This window comes from Actinomadura rugatobispora, assembly GCF_042656285.1.
Classification (GTDB): Bacteria; Actinomycetota; Actinomycetes; order Streptosporangiales; family Streptosporangiaceae; genus Spirillospora; species Spirillospora rugatobispora.
On the sequence record NZ_JBHSON010000050.1, the window covers coordinates 1 to 17,312 of the forward strand.

At 70.1% G+C, this 17,312-nt stretch carries 16 protein-coding genes; 10 read left to right on the forward strand and 6 right to left on the reverse strand.

All coding sequences use genetic code 11. The annotated features are described in order from the left end of the window. Positions 1 to 405: 405 nt before the first annotated feature. Positions 406 to 888, reverse strand: a complete 483-nt coding sequence (locus ACFPZN_RS31255) for an SRPBCC family protein (protein WP_378285856.1) — start codon at positions 886 to 888, stop codon at positions 406 to 408. Positions 889 to 1,373: 485 nt separating this feature from the next. Here ACFPZN_RS31255 and ACFPZN_RS31260 point away from each other — a divergent pair, with 485 nt between their 5' ends. The 4 genes from ACFPZN_RS31260 (at position 1,374) to ACFPZN_RS31275 (ending at position 3,393) form a co-directional block, all read left to right on the forward strand. Beyond that, entirely contained in the window at positions 1,374 to 1,877 is a 504-nt protein-coding gene (locus ACFPZN_RS31260) for a MarR family winged helix-turn-helix transcriptional regulator (RefSeq protein WP_378285857.1), read from the forward strand. Between the two features lie 106 nt (positions 1,878 to 1,983). After that, on the forward strand, positions 1,984 to 2,589 hold the full coding sequence (locus ACFPZN_RS31265) for a DJ-1/PfpI family protein (protein ID WP_378285858.1): 606 nt from the start codon (positions 1,984 to 1,986) through the stop codon (positions 2,587 to 2,589). 10 nt (positions 2,590 to 2,599) lie between these two features. After that, positions 2,600 to 2,923: a DMT family transporter gene (locus ACFPZN_RS31270; RefSeq protein WP_378285859.1), complete on the forward strand. Its 324-nt coding sequence runs from the start codon at positions 2,600 to 2,602 to the stop codon at positions 2,921 to 2,923. Then, complete coding sequence (locus ACFPZN_RS31275; RefSeq protein WP_378285860.1) at positions 2,920 to 3,393, forward strand: DMT family transporter; 474 nt, start codon at positions 2,920 to 2,922, stop codon at positions 3,391 to 3,393. The genes ACFPZN_RS31270 and ACFPZN_RS31275 overlap by 4 nt, the downstream gene beginning before the upstream one ends. On the opposite strand, the gene ACFPZN_RS31280 is transcribed toward ACFPZN_RS31275, so the two are convergent. Continuing rightward, positions 3,365 to 4,243 carry a LysR family transcriptional regulator gene (locus ACFPZN_RS31280; protein ID WP_378285861.1) on the reverse strand — a complete coding sequence of 293 codons (879 nt, stop codon included), beginning with the start codon at positions 4,241 to 4,243 and terminating at the stop codon, positions 3,365 to 3,367. The genes ACFPZN_RS31275 and ACFPZN_RS31280 overlap by 29 nt on opposite strands. 71 nt (positions 4,244 to 4,314) lie before the next feature. On the opposite strand from ACFPZN_RS31280, the gene ACFPZN_RS31285 reads away from it, so the two are divergent. The 5 genes from ACFPZN_RS31285 to ACFPZN_RS31305 all read left to right on the forward strand — a co-directional run bounded on the left by ACFPZN_RS31285 (position 4,315) and on the right by ACFPZN_RS31305 (position 11,521). Continuing rightward, positions 4,315 to 4,884, forward strand: coding sequence for a class I SAM-dependent methyltransferase (locus ACFPZN_RS31285; RefSeq protein WP_378285862.1), 570 nt, complete (start codon positions 4,315 to 4,317; stop codon positions 4,882 to 4,884). Positions 4,885 to 5,105: 221 nt separating this feature from the next. Further along, positions 5,106 to 7,124, forward strand: a complete 2,019-nt coding sequence (locus ACFPZN_RS31290; RefSeq protein WP_378285863.1) for an AfsR/SARP family transcriptional regulator — start codon at positions 5,106 to 5,108, stop codon at positions 7,122 to 7,124. A 297-nt stretch (positions 7,125 to 7,421) separates the two neighbouring features. Further along, positions 7,422 to 8,699 carry an MFS transporter gene (locus ACFPZN_RS31295; protein WP_378285864.1) on the forward strand — a complete coding sequence of 426 codons (1,278 nt, stop codon included), beginning with the start codon at positions 7,422 to 7,424 and terminating at the stop codon, positions 8,697 to 8,699. A 504-nt stretch (positions 8,700 to 9,203) separates the two neighbouring features. Further along, complete coding sequence (locus ACFPZN_RS31300; protein ID WP_378285865.1) at positions 9,204 to 10,412, forward strand: serine hydrolase domain-containing protein; 1,209 nt, start codon at positions 9,204 to 9,206, stop codon at positions 10,410 to 10,412. Positions 10,413 to 10,891: 479 nt separating this feature from the next. Then, complete coding sequence (locus ACFPZN_RS31305; protein WP_378285866.1) at positions 10,892 to 11,521, forward strand: hypothetical protein; 630 nt, start codon at positions 10,892 to 10,894, stop codon at positions 11,519 to 11,521. Between the two features lie 165 nt (positions 11,522 to 11,686). Here ACFPZN_RS31305 and ACFPZN_RS31310 read toward each other — a convergent pair whose 3' ends face one another. Continuing rightward, positions 11,687 to 12,343 carry a maleylpyruvate isomerase N-terminal domain-containing protein gene (locus tag ACFPZN_RS31310; protein WP_378285867.1) on the reverse strand — a complete coding sequence of 219 codons (657 nt, stop codon included), beginning with the start codon at positions 12,341 to 12,343 and terminating at the stop codon, positions 11,687 to 11,689. Between the two features lie 327 nt (positions 12,344 to 12,670). On the opposite strand from ACFPZN_RS31310, the gene ACFPZN_RS31315 reads away from it, so the two are divergent. After that, positions 12,671 to 13,009 (forward strand): hypothetical protein, encoded by a 339-nt coding sequence (locus tag ACFPZN_RS31315; RefSeq protein ID WP_378285868.1) that lies wholly within the window; start codon positions 12,671 to 12,673, stop codon positions 13,007 to 13,009. A gap of 109 nt (positions 13,010 to 13,118) precedes the next feature. Here the strand turns inward: ACFPZN_RS31315 and ACFPZN_RS31320 are convergent, their stop codons facing one another. Genes ACFPZN_RS31320 through ACFPZN_RS31330 form a run of 3 tightly spaced genes read right to left on the reverse strand, consistent with a single transcriptional unit; the run spans position 13,119 to position 17,266 of the window. Next, positions 13,119 to 13,811, reverse strand: a complete 693-nt coding sequence (locus ACFPZN_RS31320; RefSeq protein ID WP_378285869.1) for an outer membrane protein assembly factor BamB family protein — start codon at positions 13,809 to 13,811, stop codon at positions 13,119 to 13,121. A 51-nt stretch (positions 13,812 to 13,862) separates the two neighbouring features. Continuing rightward, positions 13,863 to 15,137 (reverse strand): serine/threonine-protein kinase, encoded by a 1,275-nt coding sequence (locus ACFPZN_RS31325; protein WP_378285870.1) that lies wholly within the window; start codon positions 15,135 to 15,137, stop codon positions 13,863 to 13,865. A 32-nt stretch (positions 15,138 to 15,169) separates the two neighbouring features. Further along, on the reverse strand, positions 15,170 to 17,266 hold the full coding sequence (locus tag ACFPZN_RS31330; RefSeq protein ID WP_378285871.1) for an outer membrane protein assembly factor BamB family protein: 2,097 nt from the start codon (positions 17,264 to 17,266) through the stop codon (positions 15,170 to 15,172). Between the last annotated feature and the right edge of the window lie 46 nt (positions 17,267 to 17,312).

Consider the following 17,312-nt stretch of genomic DNA (forward strand, 5'->3'; position numbering starts at 1 on the left):
GATCTCCAAACACCGGGCAAAAGGCCAGGTCGACCGCACCAACCACCGGGCGACCCTCACCATCGACATCCTCCACCCACCTGAGTTGACGCCCACCCCAAGCCCTTAACTACCCGGCATTGCGGCTAGGTCGGTTCCCGTCGTGTCCTTGCGTGACGGCCCGACGCCCCGATGCTCGACCATGAGCACGTCGAGCGGCCTGTTTCCGGAAGGCGCGATAGGGCAGCACCGAGGCACCCTCGGCCCGGAATCACCAGGACCGGTAGGGAGCGCCCGTCCGGGACGCGAGCGGACCACCGCGATCTCGTTCCCAGCTGCCTGCACACCCGGATTCCGGCGGCCGGCCGCATCTCCCGCTCGGCGAGCGCCATCGGTTTCGACGATGACCCAAGGTCCCGATCGGCCCTATTCGGTCGGCAGGGGGAGCGTCTCGCCGGTTTCGAGCAGGGTCTTCAGACTCGACAGGACCTGCGGCCAGCCTTCCGCGTACGCGTCGAAGTCCTCGCTCGTCGGCTGCAGGCCGGCATGGACCAAGGTCAACTTGACCGTCGCCCCCATCGGCTCGATGTCGAACGTGGTCGTCGACCGGCGCGGCTCGTCGGCCTGGTCGTCCGCGCTCCTCCCGTACTGCTCGAGGTGTTCGGGAGGGGCCGTGCCGTTGCTGAAGGACAGGCGCCGATACGGCTCGGACTCCAGGACGACCGAGCCCAGATCGCTGAAGTCCCCATCGGGGGTGACCTGCACCTTCACCGGTGACCCCACCCGCCAGTCCGACTCGTAGGCGACCCCCCAGTAACGCCAGGTGAACGCCGGGTCGGTCAGCGCCCGCCACAGTTGCTCAGGCGAGGCGTGGATGTAGGTGGTGTACTCGATTTCCGAGCTTGCCATGCGGCCTTTCCCCAGTCCTGCTTTCACGTTTGCGAGTGCTTACGGGCGCGCGCGCCGTTGTACTCAGCGATCCAGCGGCCAGCGCGTGCGTTGACCGACCGGTCGAGGTCGACCGGTGCCAGGCGACGCCCGGTCCTGGGGCTGTTCAAGCCAGGTAGGCGCATGGTTGCGTGTCAACGACCACCACGGTGAGCACAGCACGAACACTGGAACCGCGTCCCGGCCACGGCCTACGCAGGTGCGGTCGTGGGCGGGCGGAAGGCCGCGTCGGTGCCGAAGCCGTCGAACGGCTCGATCAACCCGACCGACTGAGGCATGGCGTCACTCCTTTGACCTCGGTGCTGTGAGTACGGGGGTGACGCTATGCGGAGCCGCTTGCGGTCCGCTGACGGCTCGCTGACGGTCACGGCGTCCGCCGGCACCGCCGCCCGATCCGCACCTGGGCCCTATTTACATGACTGAGTCAGTCATCTAATCTCGGTGGCGTGGATGACAGATCGGCGAACCTCGTCTCGGCCCTCGTGGTCGCTCTGGCCGACGCGCTGGAGGAGACCACGCGACGCGCCGGCGTCCACGGGACCAGCGGCGCGTCGGCGCTGGCGACGATCCATTTCGTGCCCGGGGAGCGCATCGACGCCTTGAGCCGGGTCCTGGGGATCACCGGTTCGGGAACCGTGCGGCTGGTCGACAGGCTCGTCGCCGACGGCCTGGTCGAGCGGCGTCCCGGCCAGGACCGGCGCAGCGTCTCGCTGTGGCTCACCGAGGCCGGTGAGAGGGCGGCCGAGGCGATCGTCGCCGAGCGGCGGGAGGTCCTCCGCCGGGCGTTGGAGCCGTTGACCGACGCGCAGCGGCGGGCACTGGCCGCGCTCAGCGAGCCGGTGCTGGCCGGCCTGTCGGTGGACCGGGAGCACGCGGACCGGATCTGCAGGCTCTGCGACTACCTCGCCTGCCCCCAGGATCGCTGCCCCGTGGAGACGTCGGTCTCATGACCGGCATCGCGCCCGCGTCCCGGCGCCGCCGTTCGCCCCTGCGTTCATCCTGCCTCGGCCGCACCCAGCGCCGGGGCTGCCCGTCCTTTCATGAAGGAGTAGCGCGATGACCACCTACGGGCTGTTCATCTTCGACGGGGTCGAGGAACTGGACTTCGTCGGCCCCTGGCAGGCGTTCACCACCTCCTCGATGCGCCGCGGCCACGCCGACACCTGCGTCCTCGTCGCCGAGCGTTCCGGCCCCGTACGCTGCAACAAGGGCCTGCGCGTCCTGCCCGACCACACCCTCGACGACCATCCGCCGCTGGACGTGCTGCTCGTCCCCGGAGGAGCCCACAAGCGTATCGAGTCCGCGATGGCCGACCCGGTGCTCATGGACTGGATCAAACGAACGGCCGACAGCGCCGTATGGGCCACCAGCGTGTGCACCGGCGCGTTCCTGATGCACGCGGCCGGTCCGGCGCGCGGCCGGCGCGTGGCGACCGAAAGGGACCTCGAAGACGCCCTGGAGGCGCGCGGCGACATCACGGTGGTCCGCGACGCCCGATACGTGGTGGACGGCGACCTGGTCAGCAGCCAGGGCGTGTCCGCCGGCATCGACATGGCGCTGTGGCTGGTCGGCCGCCTCCACGGCCGCGACCACGCCCGCGCCGTCATGCGCTCCATGCAGTACGAGCCGGCGCCGCCCTACACGGCCGACGAGCCCCAGTGAACGCCGAACCATGGGGTGGCTCTATCTGGCGATCGCCGTGGCCGGGGACGCGGCCGGCACCTACGCGCTCAAACGTTCCCAGGGCCTGCGACGCCCATGGTTCGGCGTCGCGGCGGTCGGCGCGTACGGCCTGGCCCTGTGGACCTTCGCGGTCGCGCTGCGGACCATTCCCACCAGCGTCGCGGACGCGTCGTTCGCCGCGGTGGGGACGCTGGCCGTCGCGCTCACCGGTGTGCTCTTCCTGGACGAACGCGCCAACGCGCGCAAGATAGCGGGCATGACCTGCATCGTCGTCGGCGTGGTGGCGTTGCGGCTCGGGACGGGAGCGGCATGAACGACGGCCGATCAGCGCTCGGCCGCGCCGCCCTGTACGCGGCGATCGCCACCGACGCGGGGAGCGTGTTCCTGCTCGACGGCTCGGACGGGTTCCGCCGTCCCGTCCCGGCCGTCGCGGCGGTGGTCGCGTTCTTCCTCGAACTGCTGCTGTTCGCCGTGGCCCTGCAGCATGTGGAGGCGGGCGTCGCCTACGCGTTGTTCGGCCTGAGCACCGCGGTGGTGGCCGTGGTCAGCATCACCGTCTTCGGGGAACCCGTCGACCCCGCCAAGGCGACCGCGCTCGTCGCCGTCGTGGGCGGCGCCGTGCTCCTCCAGATGGGTTCGGGCGAACACCACCCGAAGACCCGCGGAAAAGCTCGGGCATGGGCTGACCGCCTTCTATCGCGCCTCCGGCCTGGCCGGCGTGAGGCGCGCCTGAGCCGACGCCCACGGTGGGCGATCAGCGGTATTCGGCGGCGAGGCCGATGAGCAGGGTCAGCATCGCACTGGTGGCCGGGGTGCGGAGCCGGACCGGCGGGACCGCGGCGAGCACCTTGCGTGCCGGGAGCGGCGGCACCGTCGGGCGGAGCCTGATGTCGGGCCGCACCGCGGACGAGGCGAGCGTGGACATGATCGTGATGCCCAGGCCACCGGCGACCAGTGCCTGCTTTCCGGTCCAGTCGTCACAGGTGAACCCGATGCGCGGCGGGCCGCCGAGCGCCTCGGTGAGGAGGTCGAGCGGGCCGAGGCAGTCGGGGTGGGCGCCCTCGATCCATGTCTCGTCCCGCAGTTCGCGCAGCGGGACCGTGGTACGCCGCGCCAGCGGATGCCGGGACGGGAGCGCCACCCGGTGCACCTCGTCCAGCAGCGGCGTCAGTTGCACACCCGGATCGACCGAGTCCCAGTCGGTGACCAGGGCGAGGTCGAGTCTGCCAGCCCGGATCTCGTCCGTGCCGGCCCGGACCAGGCTGACGTCGATCCCCGGGTACGCGTCGCGGAAGCGCCGGATCGCGTCCGGGACGAAGGCGGTGTTGGCGCTGGGGAACGCCGCCATCCGCAGATGCCCGGTCCGCAACTCGGCGAAGGCGTCCATCCGGGCCCGCAGCCCGTTCATCCGGTCGAGGATCTCCCGTGCCTCGTCGATCGCCAGCGCCCCGGCGGCCGTGGGCAGGACTCCGCGCGGTGCCCGGCGGAACAGGTCGACCCCCAGGGCGCGCTCCAGCGAGGCGATCTGGCGGGAGACCGCGGGCTGAGTCATGGTCAACGCCTCGGCCGCCGCGGAGAACGAGCCCCGCTCTCCGACCTCCACCAGAATGCGCAGCGCCCACGCATCAAGCATGCGCGCAGCTTATACCTGGGCTGCGAAACCCGCAGTTGTCCTTATGCCGCCGTGGCCCGACCGTAGAACGCATGGAATTCATCACCGCCCACCTCCCGCCGCCACCGGCCCGGGTGCTCGACGCCGGCTGCGGCGGCGGCGAGCTGGCGGACCGGTTGCGGGACGCCGGCTATGAGGTCACCGCGATCGACATCGACCCGGAGCACGCGAGCCCGACCGTACGGGTGGCCGACATCTGCTCGTACGACGACGAGCGCTTCGACGCGATCATCTTCTCGCTGTCCCTGCATCACATGTGCGAACTGGACAAGGCGATCGACCGGGCGTCGGCCCTCCTCGCCCCCGGCGGGCGGCTCATCGTGGACGAGTTCGCCCACGAGCGCGCCGACGCCGCGATCGCCGACCGCTTCTACGACGAGCCGGAATCGCTGGAGCGCTGGCGCGAGCACCACCACGAGCTGCACACCGGCGCGGCGATGATCGACGCCATCGTCCGACGCTTCGCCGTCCTTTCACTGGCCCGCGTCCCCTACCTCCACCGCTATCTCGAAGACGACTCACTGCGCGATGTCGAGTCCGTCCTTGGAATCCAGCTCACCGCGGAACCTCGGCACGCCGGCCAGATCAACCGCTGCCCGTAGAACGCCCCCGAAATCTCCGGGCTCCCCAGTGCACCCCGACCGAGGTGCATGGCCACGACTCTCGGCTCTGCCGCCGGGCTCGTCCGGCCATGCGCCGACCGCCCGATCGGAGGGACAAGCGTGAAGGGCCACAGCAGAACTCAACGGATGCAGCGTTCAGGCCGTGTAGACCATGGACGCGCAGGCGGTCGACTGAGCCCGGTCGGGCCGGCGGAGTTCGGGTGAGCGGCGGACGCGGCGCCAGGGCGGCGGATTCGTATCTGCACTGCGGAGTGCTGGGGCCGCTGCTGGTCACCGTGGACGGACAAGCCATCGGCCTGGGGGCGGCCAAGCAGCGCGCACTGCTGGCCACGCTCGCGTTGAGCGCCGGGAGGCCGGTGCCGTACCACCGGCTGGTGGATTGCGTATGGGGGCAGTGGCCGCCGGCGACCGCGCGGGCGACGCTGCACTCGCACGTGCGCAGAATCCGGCTGGCATTCGGCTCTGAGCGGGCGCACTCCATCCGTAGCGTGCCGGGCGGCTACCGGCTCGACGTCGACGCCGACCCCGACGCCGGGCCCGGAGGCGGCGGTGTCCAACTCGATCTGTCGCGGTTCCGTGTGCTGACCAGCGCGGCTGCGCGGTGCGGCCGTGACGATGATGTCGCCGGTGAGGCGGCGCGGCTGCGTGAGGCGATGACCCTGTGGCGCGGCCCAGTTCTCGCCGACGTGGCGTCCGAGACGCTGCACCGTGAGGAGGTGCCGCTGATCACCGAGGAGCGGCTGAACGCGCACGAACGCCTGATCGATGCGGAGCTGCGGCTGGGGCGCTACCGCGGCGTCGTGGCGGAACTGCGTGAACTGACCGCCGAGCATCCGCTGCGTGAGCGGTTCTGGGCCCAGCAGGTGATCGCCCTGCACGGCGCCGGCCGTACGGCCGAGGCGCTGGCCGCGTACCGGCATGCCCGGCAGCGGCTGGCGCAGGAACTGGGCCTGGATCCCGGCGAACATCTGCGGCAGCTCGAGACGGCGATCCTCTCCGGCCGGACCGGGCTCGACCTGGTGTCCGAGACCATCGGGCCCGCCATCGCCGAGCCCGCCGCGCCTGCCGCGCCTGCGTACGCCGCGCCCGCGGCGCATCCGGCGATCCCCCGGCAACTGCCCCCGGGCGTCGGCGCGGTCGTCGGCCGCGACCGGGAAGTCGGCGCATTGCTGGCGACGCTTCGTCCCGGCATCGGAACCGCAGCCTCCAGGGCGGTCCCCATCGCGCTGATCACTGGAAGGGCCGGCGTGGGCAAGACCGTCCTCGCGGTGTACGTCGCGCACTTGCTGGCCGAGAACTATCCCGACGGCCAGCTGTACCTCGACCTGAACAGGGCCGGCGCGCAGCGGCTCGATCCGGCGCACGCGCTGATGCGGCTGCTTTCGAGCCTGGGCGTGGACCACCGGCAGACCCCTGACGACCTCGACGACCGCGTCGGCATGTTCCGCAGCATCGTGAACGGCCGACGGGTTCTGGTCGTGCTCGACAACGCCACCGATGAGGCGCAGGTCCGGCCGCTGCTACCCGGAAGCTCCAGTTGCGCGGTCCTGGCGACCAGCCGGCGGCGCCTCGGTGGGCTCGATGTCGCTCGGTCCCTGGAACTCGACGTGCTGCCCCCAGACCAGGCGCTCGAACTGCTACGGCACGTGCTCGGGCGCCGACGGGTCGCGGGGGAGCAGCCCGCGGCCGAAGAGCTGGCCCGACTCTGCGGCGGCCTGCCGCTCGCGGTGCGTATCGCCGCGGCCAGGCTCGTGACCAAGCCGCACTGGCCCTTGGTGCGCCTCGTCGCCCGGCTGCGCGAGGAGTCCGCACGCCTGGACGAACTCGTGCACGGCGGGCTGGACATCCGGGCGCCTCTCGCGCTCAGCCACCGCGCTCTGGACGACCGCACCAAGATGGTGTTCCACCGGATCGCCCTGCTCCCCGAACCGGACTTCGGCGTACAGTCTGCCGCCGCCATCGCCGACCTGAGCGACACCGACACCGAGGCGGCACTGGAACGACTCGTCGACGCCAGACTCCTGGACGTGGCCGTCCCCGGCACCGTGGCGGAGATCCGCTACCGCCTGCCTGACCTTGTACGTCTCTTCGCGCACGAGCGCGCTCGCGCCGAAGAGAGCAACACCCCCTACCAGGACCCACCCACCTCACCGACCCCTGAAGGGCCGTCTCCGGCACGTAAGCGACTCGTCAGCGAGACGCCAGCGCCCCCCGGTTAACTCAGAGACCGCCGCAGCGGAGGTGGAGCCTTCCTTCCCTCTTGTCTGCTCAAAGCCCTCAGAGAAGGAGGTGAAGTTCATGCGCGGCGTCGAGTACTAAGCCAGATCCACCCCCCGACGAGACCGAGGTGAGCTCGGCCTCGTACACGCGACGCGGTACGGGTGGGCGTCGCGCCTGCGCACTCACCCGTCCGCCTCGCTCAGGACCGCTGAACCCGCGAACAGGAGGATCGAGTTGCGCGATGTCGCCGGAGAATCCTGCCGCGGCACCAGCCCGGACGACTCAGGGCGCCCCCGGTGAGGCCACGGCCGACGCCGGCGACCTTCCGAGAGGTCTTCGCGGTCGGCGAGTTCCGCGCCCTGTGGGCCGCGGAACTGCTTTCCCAACTGGGCGATCAGTTCGCTCGGGTGGCGCTGTCCGTGCTGGTGTACGAGCGGACGTCCTCGGCCCTGCTCACCGGGCTGACCTACGCCCTCACCTATCTGCCCTCGCTGCTGGGCGGCGTGCTGCTCGGGGGCCTCGCCGACCGGTACCCGCGCCGCCGGGTCATCGTCGTCACCGACCTGCTCCGGGCGGCGCTCGTCGGCCTGATGGCGGTGCCCGGCCTGCCGCTGCCCGTGCTCTGCGTGCTGCTCGCGGGCATGACCACGCTCAGCGGGCCGTTCAAGGCGGCCCAGCTCGCACTGCTCGCGGACGTCCTGGACCGCGACCGCTATGTGCTCGGCCTGTCCATCAGGCAGATGACGATCCAGACCGCCCAGGTCGCCGGGTTTCTCACCGGGGGCGCACTGACCCAGGCCGTGAGTCCGAGCGCCGGGCTCGGCCTGAACGCCATCAGCTTCGCGGTCTCCGCGCTGCTCGTGCACTTCGGCGTACGCCGGCGGGACGCTCCGGCCGCGGACACCAGCCGATCCCGGCCGGCGTCGGGCGGGTTGATGCCGGTCCTGCGCCATCCCGGGCTGCGATCGCTCCTCGGCCTCAGCTGGCTGGCCGGCTGTCACATCGCCCCCGAGGGCCTCGCGGCCCCGTACGCGAGCGCGCTCGGCAGCGACTCCGCCGCGGCAGTGGGGCTGATCATGGCAGGAACCTCGGTCGGGAGCGTCGTCGGTGCGGTCGTGTTCGGGCGCCTGCTGTCCGAGGCCCTCCGTGCCCGCGCCCTGGCACCGCTGGCGCTGCTCACCGGAGTACCCCTCGCGCTGTGCGCGTTCCGCCCCGGCCTCGCCGCGTCCACGCTCCTGTTCGCCGTCTCCGGTGCGCTGGCGACCGGCTATCACATCCAGCTCAGCGCATCGTTCGTACGACTGCTTCCGGAGCCCGTCCGGGCCGGGGGATTAGGCGTCCTTTCCTCGGGCCTCGTCACGGTGCAGGGCCTGGGCGTACTCGCCGCGGGTGCGATGGCCGACCTGATCGGACCAGCGAACGCGGTCGCCTGCGCGGGCGTGGTCAGCATCCTCCTCGGCGTCCGCCCGGCATGGATGTGGACCCGGGTGCTGGGACGAGGCGACGAAGCGGCTCCCACATCGGCCGATACGGATTCGATCCCGCTCACCCGGGCAGCGACGAAACGAACGTGAATCTCGACCATCACACCCGCTCCCGGTCAGCGAGTCGAAGGCACTGAACCTTCCACAGGATTCCACGTTGCCGCAGGGACTACCGCGTCAGCCAAACTCCAGCCAGATGACGGTGACCGATGTGGGAATCGCTTTCCCCGGCAGGCGTAGAGCCATCGGACCATGTGAAGGCGCACACTTCAGGAGTCGGCGGCCCACATGCCGTCGCGCGCTGTTCTTCGCCGCCGCGAGCGTCGCAGCCAGTCCTGAAAGGTGACGCACAGAGCGCCTGGAAGGCCGTTCCGGTAACCCGATCGGGACATGCCCGCCCAGTCGCACGCATCCCAGCACGGCTGAAAGTCAATGATCAGCGAGCGTGTGCCGCATTGCCTTGTGGATCACCTCAAGAAGATGGCCCCGAAGGTTGTCGGTATCGTCCCTTTGATATCCCTGATATTCGTCCCTGAATGATCTCAGGGACATCCCCGATGGTGCGTTGTTCCGGCGATCGGTTGAATCGTTCGTATGAACGCTTTCCAGCCATCGCGCCGCGCACTCGTCGTCCTCACCGCGGTGGGCGCGCTCACCGCCACGACCGCCGCCGGCCTCGCGATCGCCGCCTCGCCGAGCACCGCCCCTCGGCCACACGCCGGGACCCAGGCCGCGCTGGACGAGATCGTCAAGCAGGGCACTCCCGGAGTCATCGCCCAGGTGAAAGACGCCCGCGGAAGATGGAACGGCCGGGCCGGCGTCCGCGAGACCGGGCGCGACCAGCCGCGCGGCACTGACGACAGGTTCCGCATCGCCAGCATGACCAAGCCGTTCACCGCGACCGTGCTCCTCAAACTCGAAGCCCAGGGCAGGCTGTCGCTCAACGACAGTGTCGAGAAGTGGCTGCCCGGGGTGGTGCGCGGCAAGGACTACCACGCCGAGAACATCACCGTCCGGCACCTGCTCAACCACACCAGCGGCATCTTCGACTACAACATGGACGAGGGATTCCGCGCCAAGTACGCCGGGGAGGAGTTCGACAAGAACCGCCACCGGCGGTGGACACCCCGCGAGCTGGTGAACATCGGACTCGCCCACCCGCCCAACTTCCAGCCCGAGGACGGCAGCAAGCCCGATGAGCGGGGAGAATGGGACTACTCCGACACCAACTACATCCTCGCCGGGATGATCATCGAGAAGGTCACCGGCGGCACCTACAAGGAAGCGGTCGAGCGGCTCATCATCAAGCCGCTCAAGCTACGCGGCACCAGCGTTCCCGAGACGTCGCCGAAGCTGCCCCGACCGCATTCCAGGCACTACTCAACGCTCTTCGCGGAAGAACCGGCCGCCAAGGTGTACGACGTCACAGAATTCAGTCCCACGGTGGCCTTCTCGGCGGGGGCACTGATCTCGACCGTCGGCGACGTGACCACCTTCCTGTCCAAACTGCTGGGCGGCGAGCTCCTACCCGCCGAGCAGCAGCGGGCACTGACCAGCACCGTCCACGTCAACGGGGACAAGGGACACGGTGGCCCCAACGACGGATACGGACTCGGCATCCGCGAATTCAAACTCAAGAAGGGCTGCTCGGTCTGGGGCCACGGCGGCATGATCCCCGGCTCGGCCTCCCGGACGGTGGCCACCGCCGACGGCCGGCACGTCCTCACCATGAACCGGAACGCTGACTGGGGCGAGCAGAAACTGGAGGACGACACCGTCCTGACCCAGTTCTGCGCAAGGTGATGAGATCGGCCGCAGGGCTGTCCTGGCAATCCGCGCTGGTAGGGGATCGCCCGGCACGCTGACGGGCGGCGGCTGAGGTGCACGCCGATGGCAGCGATGTGTTACACCGTCCCTTTCCTGGTGGGTCGGTGTGATCGCGACGGTAGCGCGGTGCGCATGTGGCTCGCTGGCGCATCGCTGACGTTCGTCTGACGCTCATGCCCACAGGGGGCGCCCCGGAACGTTTGGACTGCTCGTGGATGGCAGGTAATGGCGCATCGCTGGCGAGTATCTGTCTCGCTCAGAGCTTTGGATTTGAGAGTGACGCAGATGCAGTAAGGTCTCATATCGCGTCACGCAAAGAGTGTGAGTTCAAGGTCTCATGAAAAGGAGAAGAGTGGAGGCCGAGATCTCGTCCAGGGGTTCATGGCGGGCACTTCGCGTCTCATGGCTCAGGACCCCTCAGGGCCGAGTATGCGATCAGGAACAGGGGATGGTATATGTCTGCACCAGATGCCGCTGAGTCCGTTGAGGGCGATGAAATCGCTACGCCGACGACATGGCGGTTCCGCCTGGCCAAGGTCATCACCGAGATCTTCGCCCCATGGGCATTGGCCATGGCCCTCTTCCTGGCTGTGGGCTGGCGATCCGGTCCTACCGGGCTGGCCTGGGGTCTTCTGGGGGCGGCGATCACCGTGATCGGGCCCATGGCAGTGATCATCGGAGGGGTCGTCGCGGGGCGGTACACCGACCATCACCTGACGACCCGAGAGCACCGCGTCATACCGCTCCTGATCTCGGCCGTTCTGATAGTCATCGGAATCGGCGTGCTTCAGGTCGTCGGCGCACCGTCGGATGTGGTCGCGGTCCAGGCGGCGATGCTCGGGGTGCTTTTTGTCATGGGGCCGATCACCGCCCTGTGGAAGATCAGTTTTCACACCGGGATCGCAGGTGCCGCCGTGGCGATTCTTTCCCTCGTCTGGGGCCCCGGCATGCTAGGACTGGCGGTCATTGTCGTGCTGATCGGATGGTCCCGGACGACCCTGACACATCATTCTGTGCTCCAGGTCATGGCCGGCCCGCCCGTCGCGATATTCGCCACGACCGTGCCCTTCCTCCTCGTGCGCTGATCTCGTCCGCGTTCGATGCCGATGTTCCCGAGCCACAGCGTCCCGGCCGGCGACCTGCCATCCGATCAGCGGCCAGACCCGGAGTCGTCTGCAGGCACGCAGGCGGCGGAGCCTTTCCACGTCATCGTCGTCAGCCCGCGCTGAAGGTTCCGTCCTCGTGGATCATTACCCCAGGACGAACGGGAGCTTCACCGCCAGTTCACCCAGCGCGGTCTTCTCCACCTCGGTCGGGGCACGCCGTCCGGTGCCCACCAACAGCGCGTCCTCGTCGGAGAACGACGCGGGAAACGCGGTCCCGGCGATCTTCTCCAGCATCTCGCGGGACCGGGCGAGCCCTTCCGCGGGTGGCTTCGCCGCGTCCGGGAGGTGCGCGATGAGGTCGAGGTGGTGCAGCGTCCACTCGATGACGTACGCGGAGAGGTAGTCGCCCGCGGTGAGGACCTTGTCCTGGGTGCTGACCCGCAGGTCCGTGTCGGCGAGTTCGGCGGCGCGGCCGGCGGCGGAGCCGACGTCGTCGAGGTGGAACTTGAGCAGCCGCGGCTCCTCGTACGCGGCCGCCAGCCGGACGATCAGCGCGTCGAGCGGGTCGTCGCCGGTCGGCGGTCTGTCGGAGACGTTCCAGTAGGTCACCGCGTCGCAGGTCGGTTCTGTTCCGGCGGGGGTCACGAGGGTGATCAGGACATCCTGAGCGTCGATGACCAGGTGGCACGCCAGGTCCCGCACGAGCCAGCCGGCACAGCCGGACGGCTGAGCGAAGTCCTCGTCCGGCAGTTCGGCGACCGCCGCGCGCAATGCAGTCCACGTGCGTGAGAAAAGGAGCACGTCGGCAATATAATGCGTGCCTCAATGGCGGACAAACGCATGTGCGCGCCGTTCGTTGAACCGGGCGCCGATCATGTGGCGGTAGCCGAGCTCTCGGTGCGGTGGGCGCTCCGCGGCATGCGGATCAGACCGCAGGCACGAACCATCTCGGGCGACTGGATAGGGCGGGGACGGGCGGCACCAGGAACCGCCTGCGGTGACCTGACCGGCGCCTGGCCTGTTCAGGTCGCACACTGTGCGGCGTCCGTTTCATGCCCCAAGGCCACTCGCTGCCGACAGGCGATCGGGGGGAGTGTCTCAGAGTGGTCGCCCTGGTTGAATCAGGCCATGGCCGATTCCGATCAGTCGAAAATGGGCGTGTTGGAAGTGGGCGCTTCAGGCCGGTTCGAGGGTGTGTATTACTCGCACTGGGAGTGGAACGGGCTCAAGATCGTGCGGCGTTCGCGATGGCGGCGACGAGTTACCTGGTGCCAGGTCGAGTCGGAGGAGGTGCCGTGGCCCGACCTGATCGAGGACGATCGGGTGGCGCGCGGACGCAACAAGGGCGCCCGGTTCGCGGTCGTTTTCGATGCGACGGTGGTCGAACGTGGAAGTTTCGGCCACCGGGGCGGTTTCACATGGCGGCTGTCAGTGCAGAGATGGGTGTCGGTCGAGCGGATTTCCTGACGGACCGCCCCTGCCCGGTCGGCCGGAACGTGCTCCAGACATCTTCTATGCCCGCCATCTCGGCGAACGTCCACCAAGATGTTGTTGGTCGCCGTCTGTGACGCGCCCGTCAGGCGGCTCTGAAGGCGAGCAGGTCGGCGTTGTAGGCGGCGAAGAACATGTCGCCCCCGGCGATCAGCTTCCAGCCCAGGCCGTCCTCGCGGGGCTTGTGCGGGAATCGCCAGACGAGTTCTCCGGTGGCCACGTCCCAGCCGAACAGGCCAGTGTCGGACTCGTCCGTCCGAGAGGCAGGCTTGGCTCCCGCGAAGAGGATCCCGGAACAGATCACCGAATCGCCCGATGGGCTCCCGACCTTGCTGCGGCTCGTCCAACGCGTCCGGCCGGTGGCGGCGTCGATCGAGAATGCCATGCCGCCGGGGTCGAGGGCGTAGAGGGATCCTTGGGACAGTGAGAGGCCGGAGGGTTTGCCCCGGGCGCTGTAGTCCCATCGCGTCCGGCCGGTCGCGGCGTCGAGGGCCAGGATCCGGGACCCGTGCTGGATATAGGCCGTGTTCCCCGATGCCAGGACGGGGCCGGAACTGAGGCCGGCCTGGTGTTCCCATGCGATCGAACCGTTGGTCGCGTTGATGGCCAGCAGACGGTTCCGCCCGTCCATGAAGTAGATGCGGTCGCCGGAGAGGATGAAAGTGGAATCCCCGTTGAAGTCGACGGGCAGTGACCACTGTTGGGCCATGTCGGCCAGTGTTCTGGTGCTGATCGAGTCCTCGGCGTCGGAGGCGTTGTCCTGCCGGAGGAACACCACGCCGTTTCGCAGGCCGAGAACCTCCCTGGGCGTATGCTCGGCCAGCGGTTCCTATCGGAAGATGGTCCTTCCCTCTCCCGTGGTCAGATCGAGTTCCGTGAGGTCGAGCTCGCAGAGCAGGATCGATGACGGACCGGCCGCGACCGCCGGCCTGGTCGAACCCAGGCCGGCGGAGTGCTGCCACAGGCGTTCGCCGCTCGCGGCTTCGAGCGCCTGCAGCGTCTGATCTTCCAGGTACAGGAAGGTGTTGCCCAGCCTGATGCGCGGTTCGGCGTCACGGCTCTTCGCGCGCACGGTCCACAGGTGCTTGATCTGCTTCTCGCCTGCCCCGCCGAGCCGCCACGTCGTCCACGCGGCGGCGCCTCCGGCGACCGCGAGGCCCGCGCCCGCCAGGCCCGCGACGAGGAACCGGCGGCGTCCGGGGGCGGAGGGCCCCCGGCGGAGCATGGTCGTCAGCTCGGTCTCACGGTCGCGGATGTCGCCGGTCAGCGGTCCGGAAGGCCAGGTCGCCGCGCCGGGAACGGGAACGGGAACCGGTGCGGCGGCCACGTCCCGGGGAAGGGGACGGCGGCGCGCGTCCTTGTCGAGGCAGGCGGCGATGAGGGCACGGAGCACCTCGGTGGGCACCGCCGCCAGGTCCGGAGCTTCGTGCACGACGCGATGCAGCAGCACCGGGGCGGGGCCCGTCCCGAACGGCCCCTGCCCGGTCGCGGCGAAGGCCAGCACGGCGCCCAGGGAGAAGACGTCGCCCGCCGGGCCGATCTCGGTGCCGAGGACCAGTTCGGGCGCCATGTACCCGGCCGAGCCGACGAAGACCCCCGTGGCGGTCAGCGCGGACTCGTCCGCGGGGCGGGCGATGCCGAAGTCGATCACCCTGGGGCCGTCACCGGCGAGCAGCACGTTGGACGGCTTGAGGTCGCGGTGCACGACCCCGGCGGCGTGAATGGACGACAGCGCCTCGGCCAGACCGGCCGCCAGGCGCTGCAGGGCGGCCGGGGGCAGCGGGCCATGGGACGCGACGGCCTGGTGCAGCGACGGCCCCGCGACGAACTCGGTGGCCAGCCACGGCCGGGGCGCGTCGGCGTCGGCGTCGAGCACCGCGCAGGTGAACGCGCCGCCGACCCGGCGGACCGCGGCGATCTCCCGGGCGAACCTGTCGCGGAAGCCGGACTGGTCGGCCAGCTCCGGACGGATCACCTTGACGGCGACCGCCCGGCCCCCGCGGGACCGGGCGAGGAACACGATCCCCACGCCGCCCGCGCCCAATCGGGCGAGCGGGCGGTACGGGCCTATCTTGTCGGGATCTCCCGGTTCAAGGGGGTGCAATGTGTGAGCTCCTGAGGGGTGTGTCGGCCACGTCAGCCGCGGAACGCGTGCAGTCGCGTCCCGTCGAAGGCGAAGACGGTTCCGGCGTCCACCGCCAATATCCAGTGGGTGGAGCGGTCGCCCGGTGTCTGGACCCTCCACCGGGATGCTCCCGTCCGGGCGTCCAGCACGCTGAAGCCCGCCGAGGTGCGTTGTTGGTCGAGGGGCACGGCCATGACCGCCGGCGACACGGCGGGCCCCTGCCCCTGGAGCGAGTCGAGCGGCGCGGGAGCCTGGGCGCGCCAGCGATGCGCGCCGGTCCTCGGGTCCAGCGCGACGATGGTGTCGACCATGAAGCAGAACACCGTGTCCGTGTTCACTGTGATCCGCGCGTACAGCCGGATTTCCCTGGGATCCTGGAGGGCGCTCGCCCACAGCCGCCGTCCGGCGAGATCCAGGGCGACCGCGCCCTCCGCCGTGGAGGTGATGAGCGAGCCGCCGGACCGAACCAGGTTCGGCATCCCGGTGGCCGGGTTGAGCGGCGTGCGCCACAACTCCCGTCCGTTGTCGAGGGCGAGCGCGTACAGGTCCCGGTCGGTGCGGACGTAACAGGCGTCCTCGTCGACGGCGATCTGCCGGGTGTCGACGGCCGGGTTCTTCCTCCAGGCCATGCGCCCCGTCCGGGTGTCGAAGACGGTCAGGAAACCACCGAAGGCTCCCAGTACGAGCAGGTCCCCGGAACTTCCGATGAACTCCACGGCCCCTGAGAGGGCGGTGTACAGTTCGCCGCTCTCCACCTGGCGCCGCTGCCGGCCGGTGGCGGCGTCGAGCACGCTGAGCCGTTGCTTGGGGCTGGCGGTGAAGATCTGGGACCCCGACAGGAGCATTCTCGACGAGGCGGTCCGCACGGACCATTTCCGCCGACCGGTCGAAGGATCGATCGCTTCCAGTACGGGGCCCGCCAGATAGACGGTCCCCTCACCGATGACCAGTTGCGCGAACGTGTACGGCTGCTCGGAGGCGAAGGTCCACGTGGGGGCGGGGCCCTGTCTGGCTCCCACCAGCGACCCCGGGTTCCCCGTCCCCGGCGCGTCGGGGTCGTGGCCCGACATGCTCGAGCGCCAGGCGGCGGCGCCCGCGCCGGCCAGGGAGAGCAGCGCGGCCCCGCCCGCCAGCGCGATCACACGGCGCCGCCTTATCCCGGTGCGGAGGGCCGGCCGGGTCTCCTGCCCAGCCCGCGAGGGTTCAGGGAGTGGGACGGGCGGCGAGGTCTCCAGATCGGCCAGCCGGCGCTCCCGCAGCGCCAGATCCGCGCGGATCCCGGCCGACAGCCAGCTGGACGCGTCGGCCGACGCGCCCCGGGCAAGCGCGTCGAGCAGATCCCACGGCCCCGGCCGCCCGCCCGGGTCCTTGGCCAGGCACGCGGCCACCAACGGGCGCAGGGCGTGCGGGACGCCGTCCAGAACCGGCTCCGACCGGACGACCCGGTACAGCAGCGCGTCCGCCGGGCCCGAACCGAACGGCCCCTTTCCCGTCGCCGCGAAGACCAGCACGCCGCCCAGCGAGAACACATCGCTCGCGGCGGACACCCCGCCGTTCACATGCTCGGGCGACATGTAGGCGGGCGTCCCCAGGACCGAACCGGCCTGCGTCACCGCCGTTCCGTCCAGGACGCGGCTGATCCCGAAGTCGATCACCCGGGGACCGCCGGCGGTCAACAGCACATTGGACGGCTTCAGGTCCCGGTGCACCAGCCCCGCGTCGTGCACCGCCACGAGAGCCTCGGCCAGCCCCGCACCCAGCGCACGGGTCCCCGCCTCGGTCAGCGGCCCGTACCCGTCGATCGCCTCCTGCAGGGACGGGCCCGCGACGTAGGCGGTCGCCAGCCATGGCACCGGGCCTTCGGTGTCGGCGTCCAGCACCGGCGTGGTGAACGCCCCACTGACCAGCCGGGCCGCCGCCACCTCGCGGTGGAACCGGGCACGGAACTCCGCGTCCCCGGCGAACTCCGGTCGGATGACCTTCAGGGCGACAAAGCGTCCACCCGGGGAACGCGCCAGATAGACCCGGCCCATGCCGCCGGCTCCCAGCCGCGCCAGCACCCGATACGCCCCCATGCCGACGGGATCGTCAGTCGTGATCGGCTGCATCCGCTTCCCCCTTCCGGCAACCTTCGGGCATCGGCCACAGCCGAAA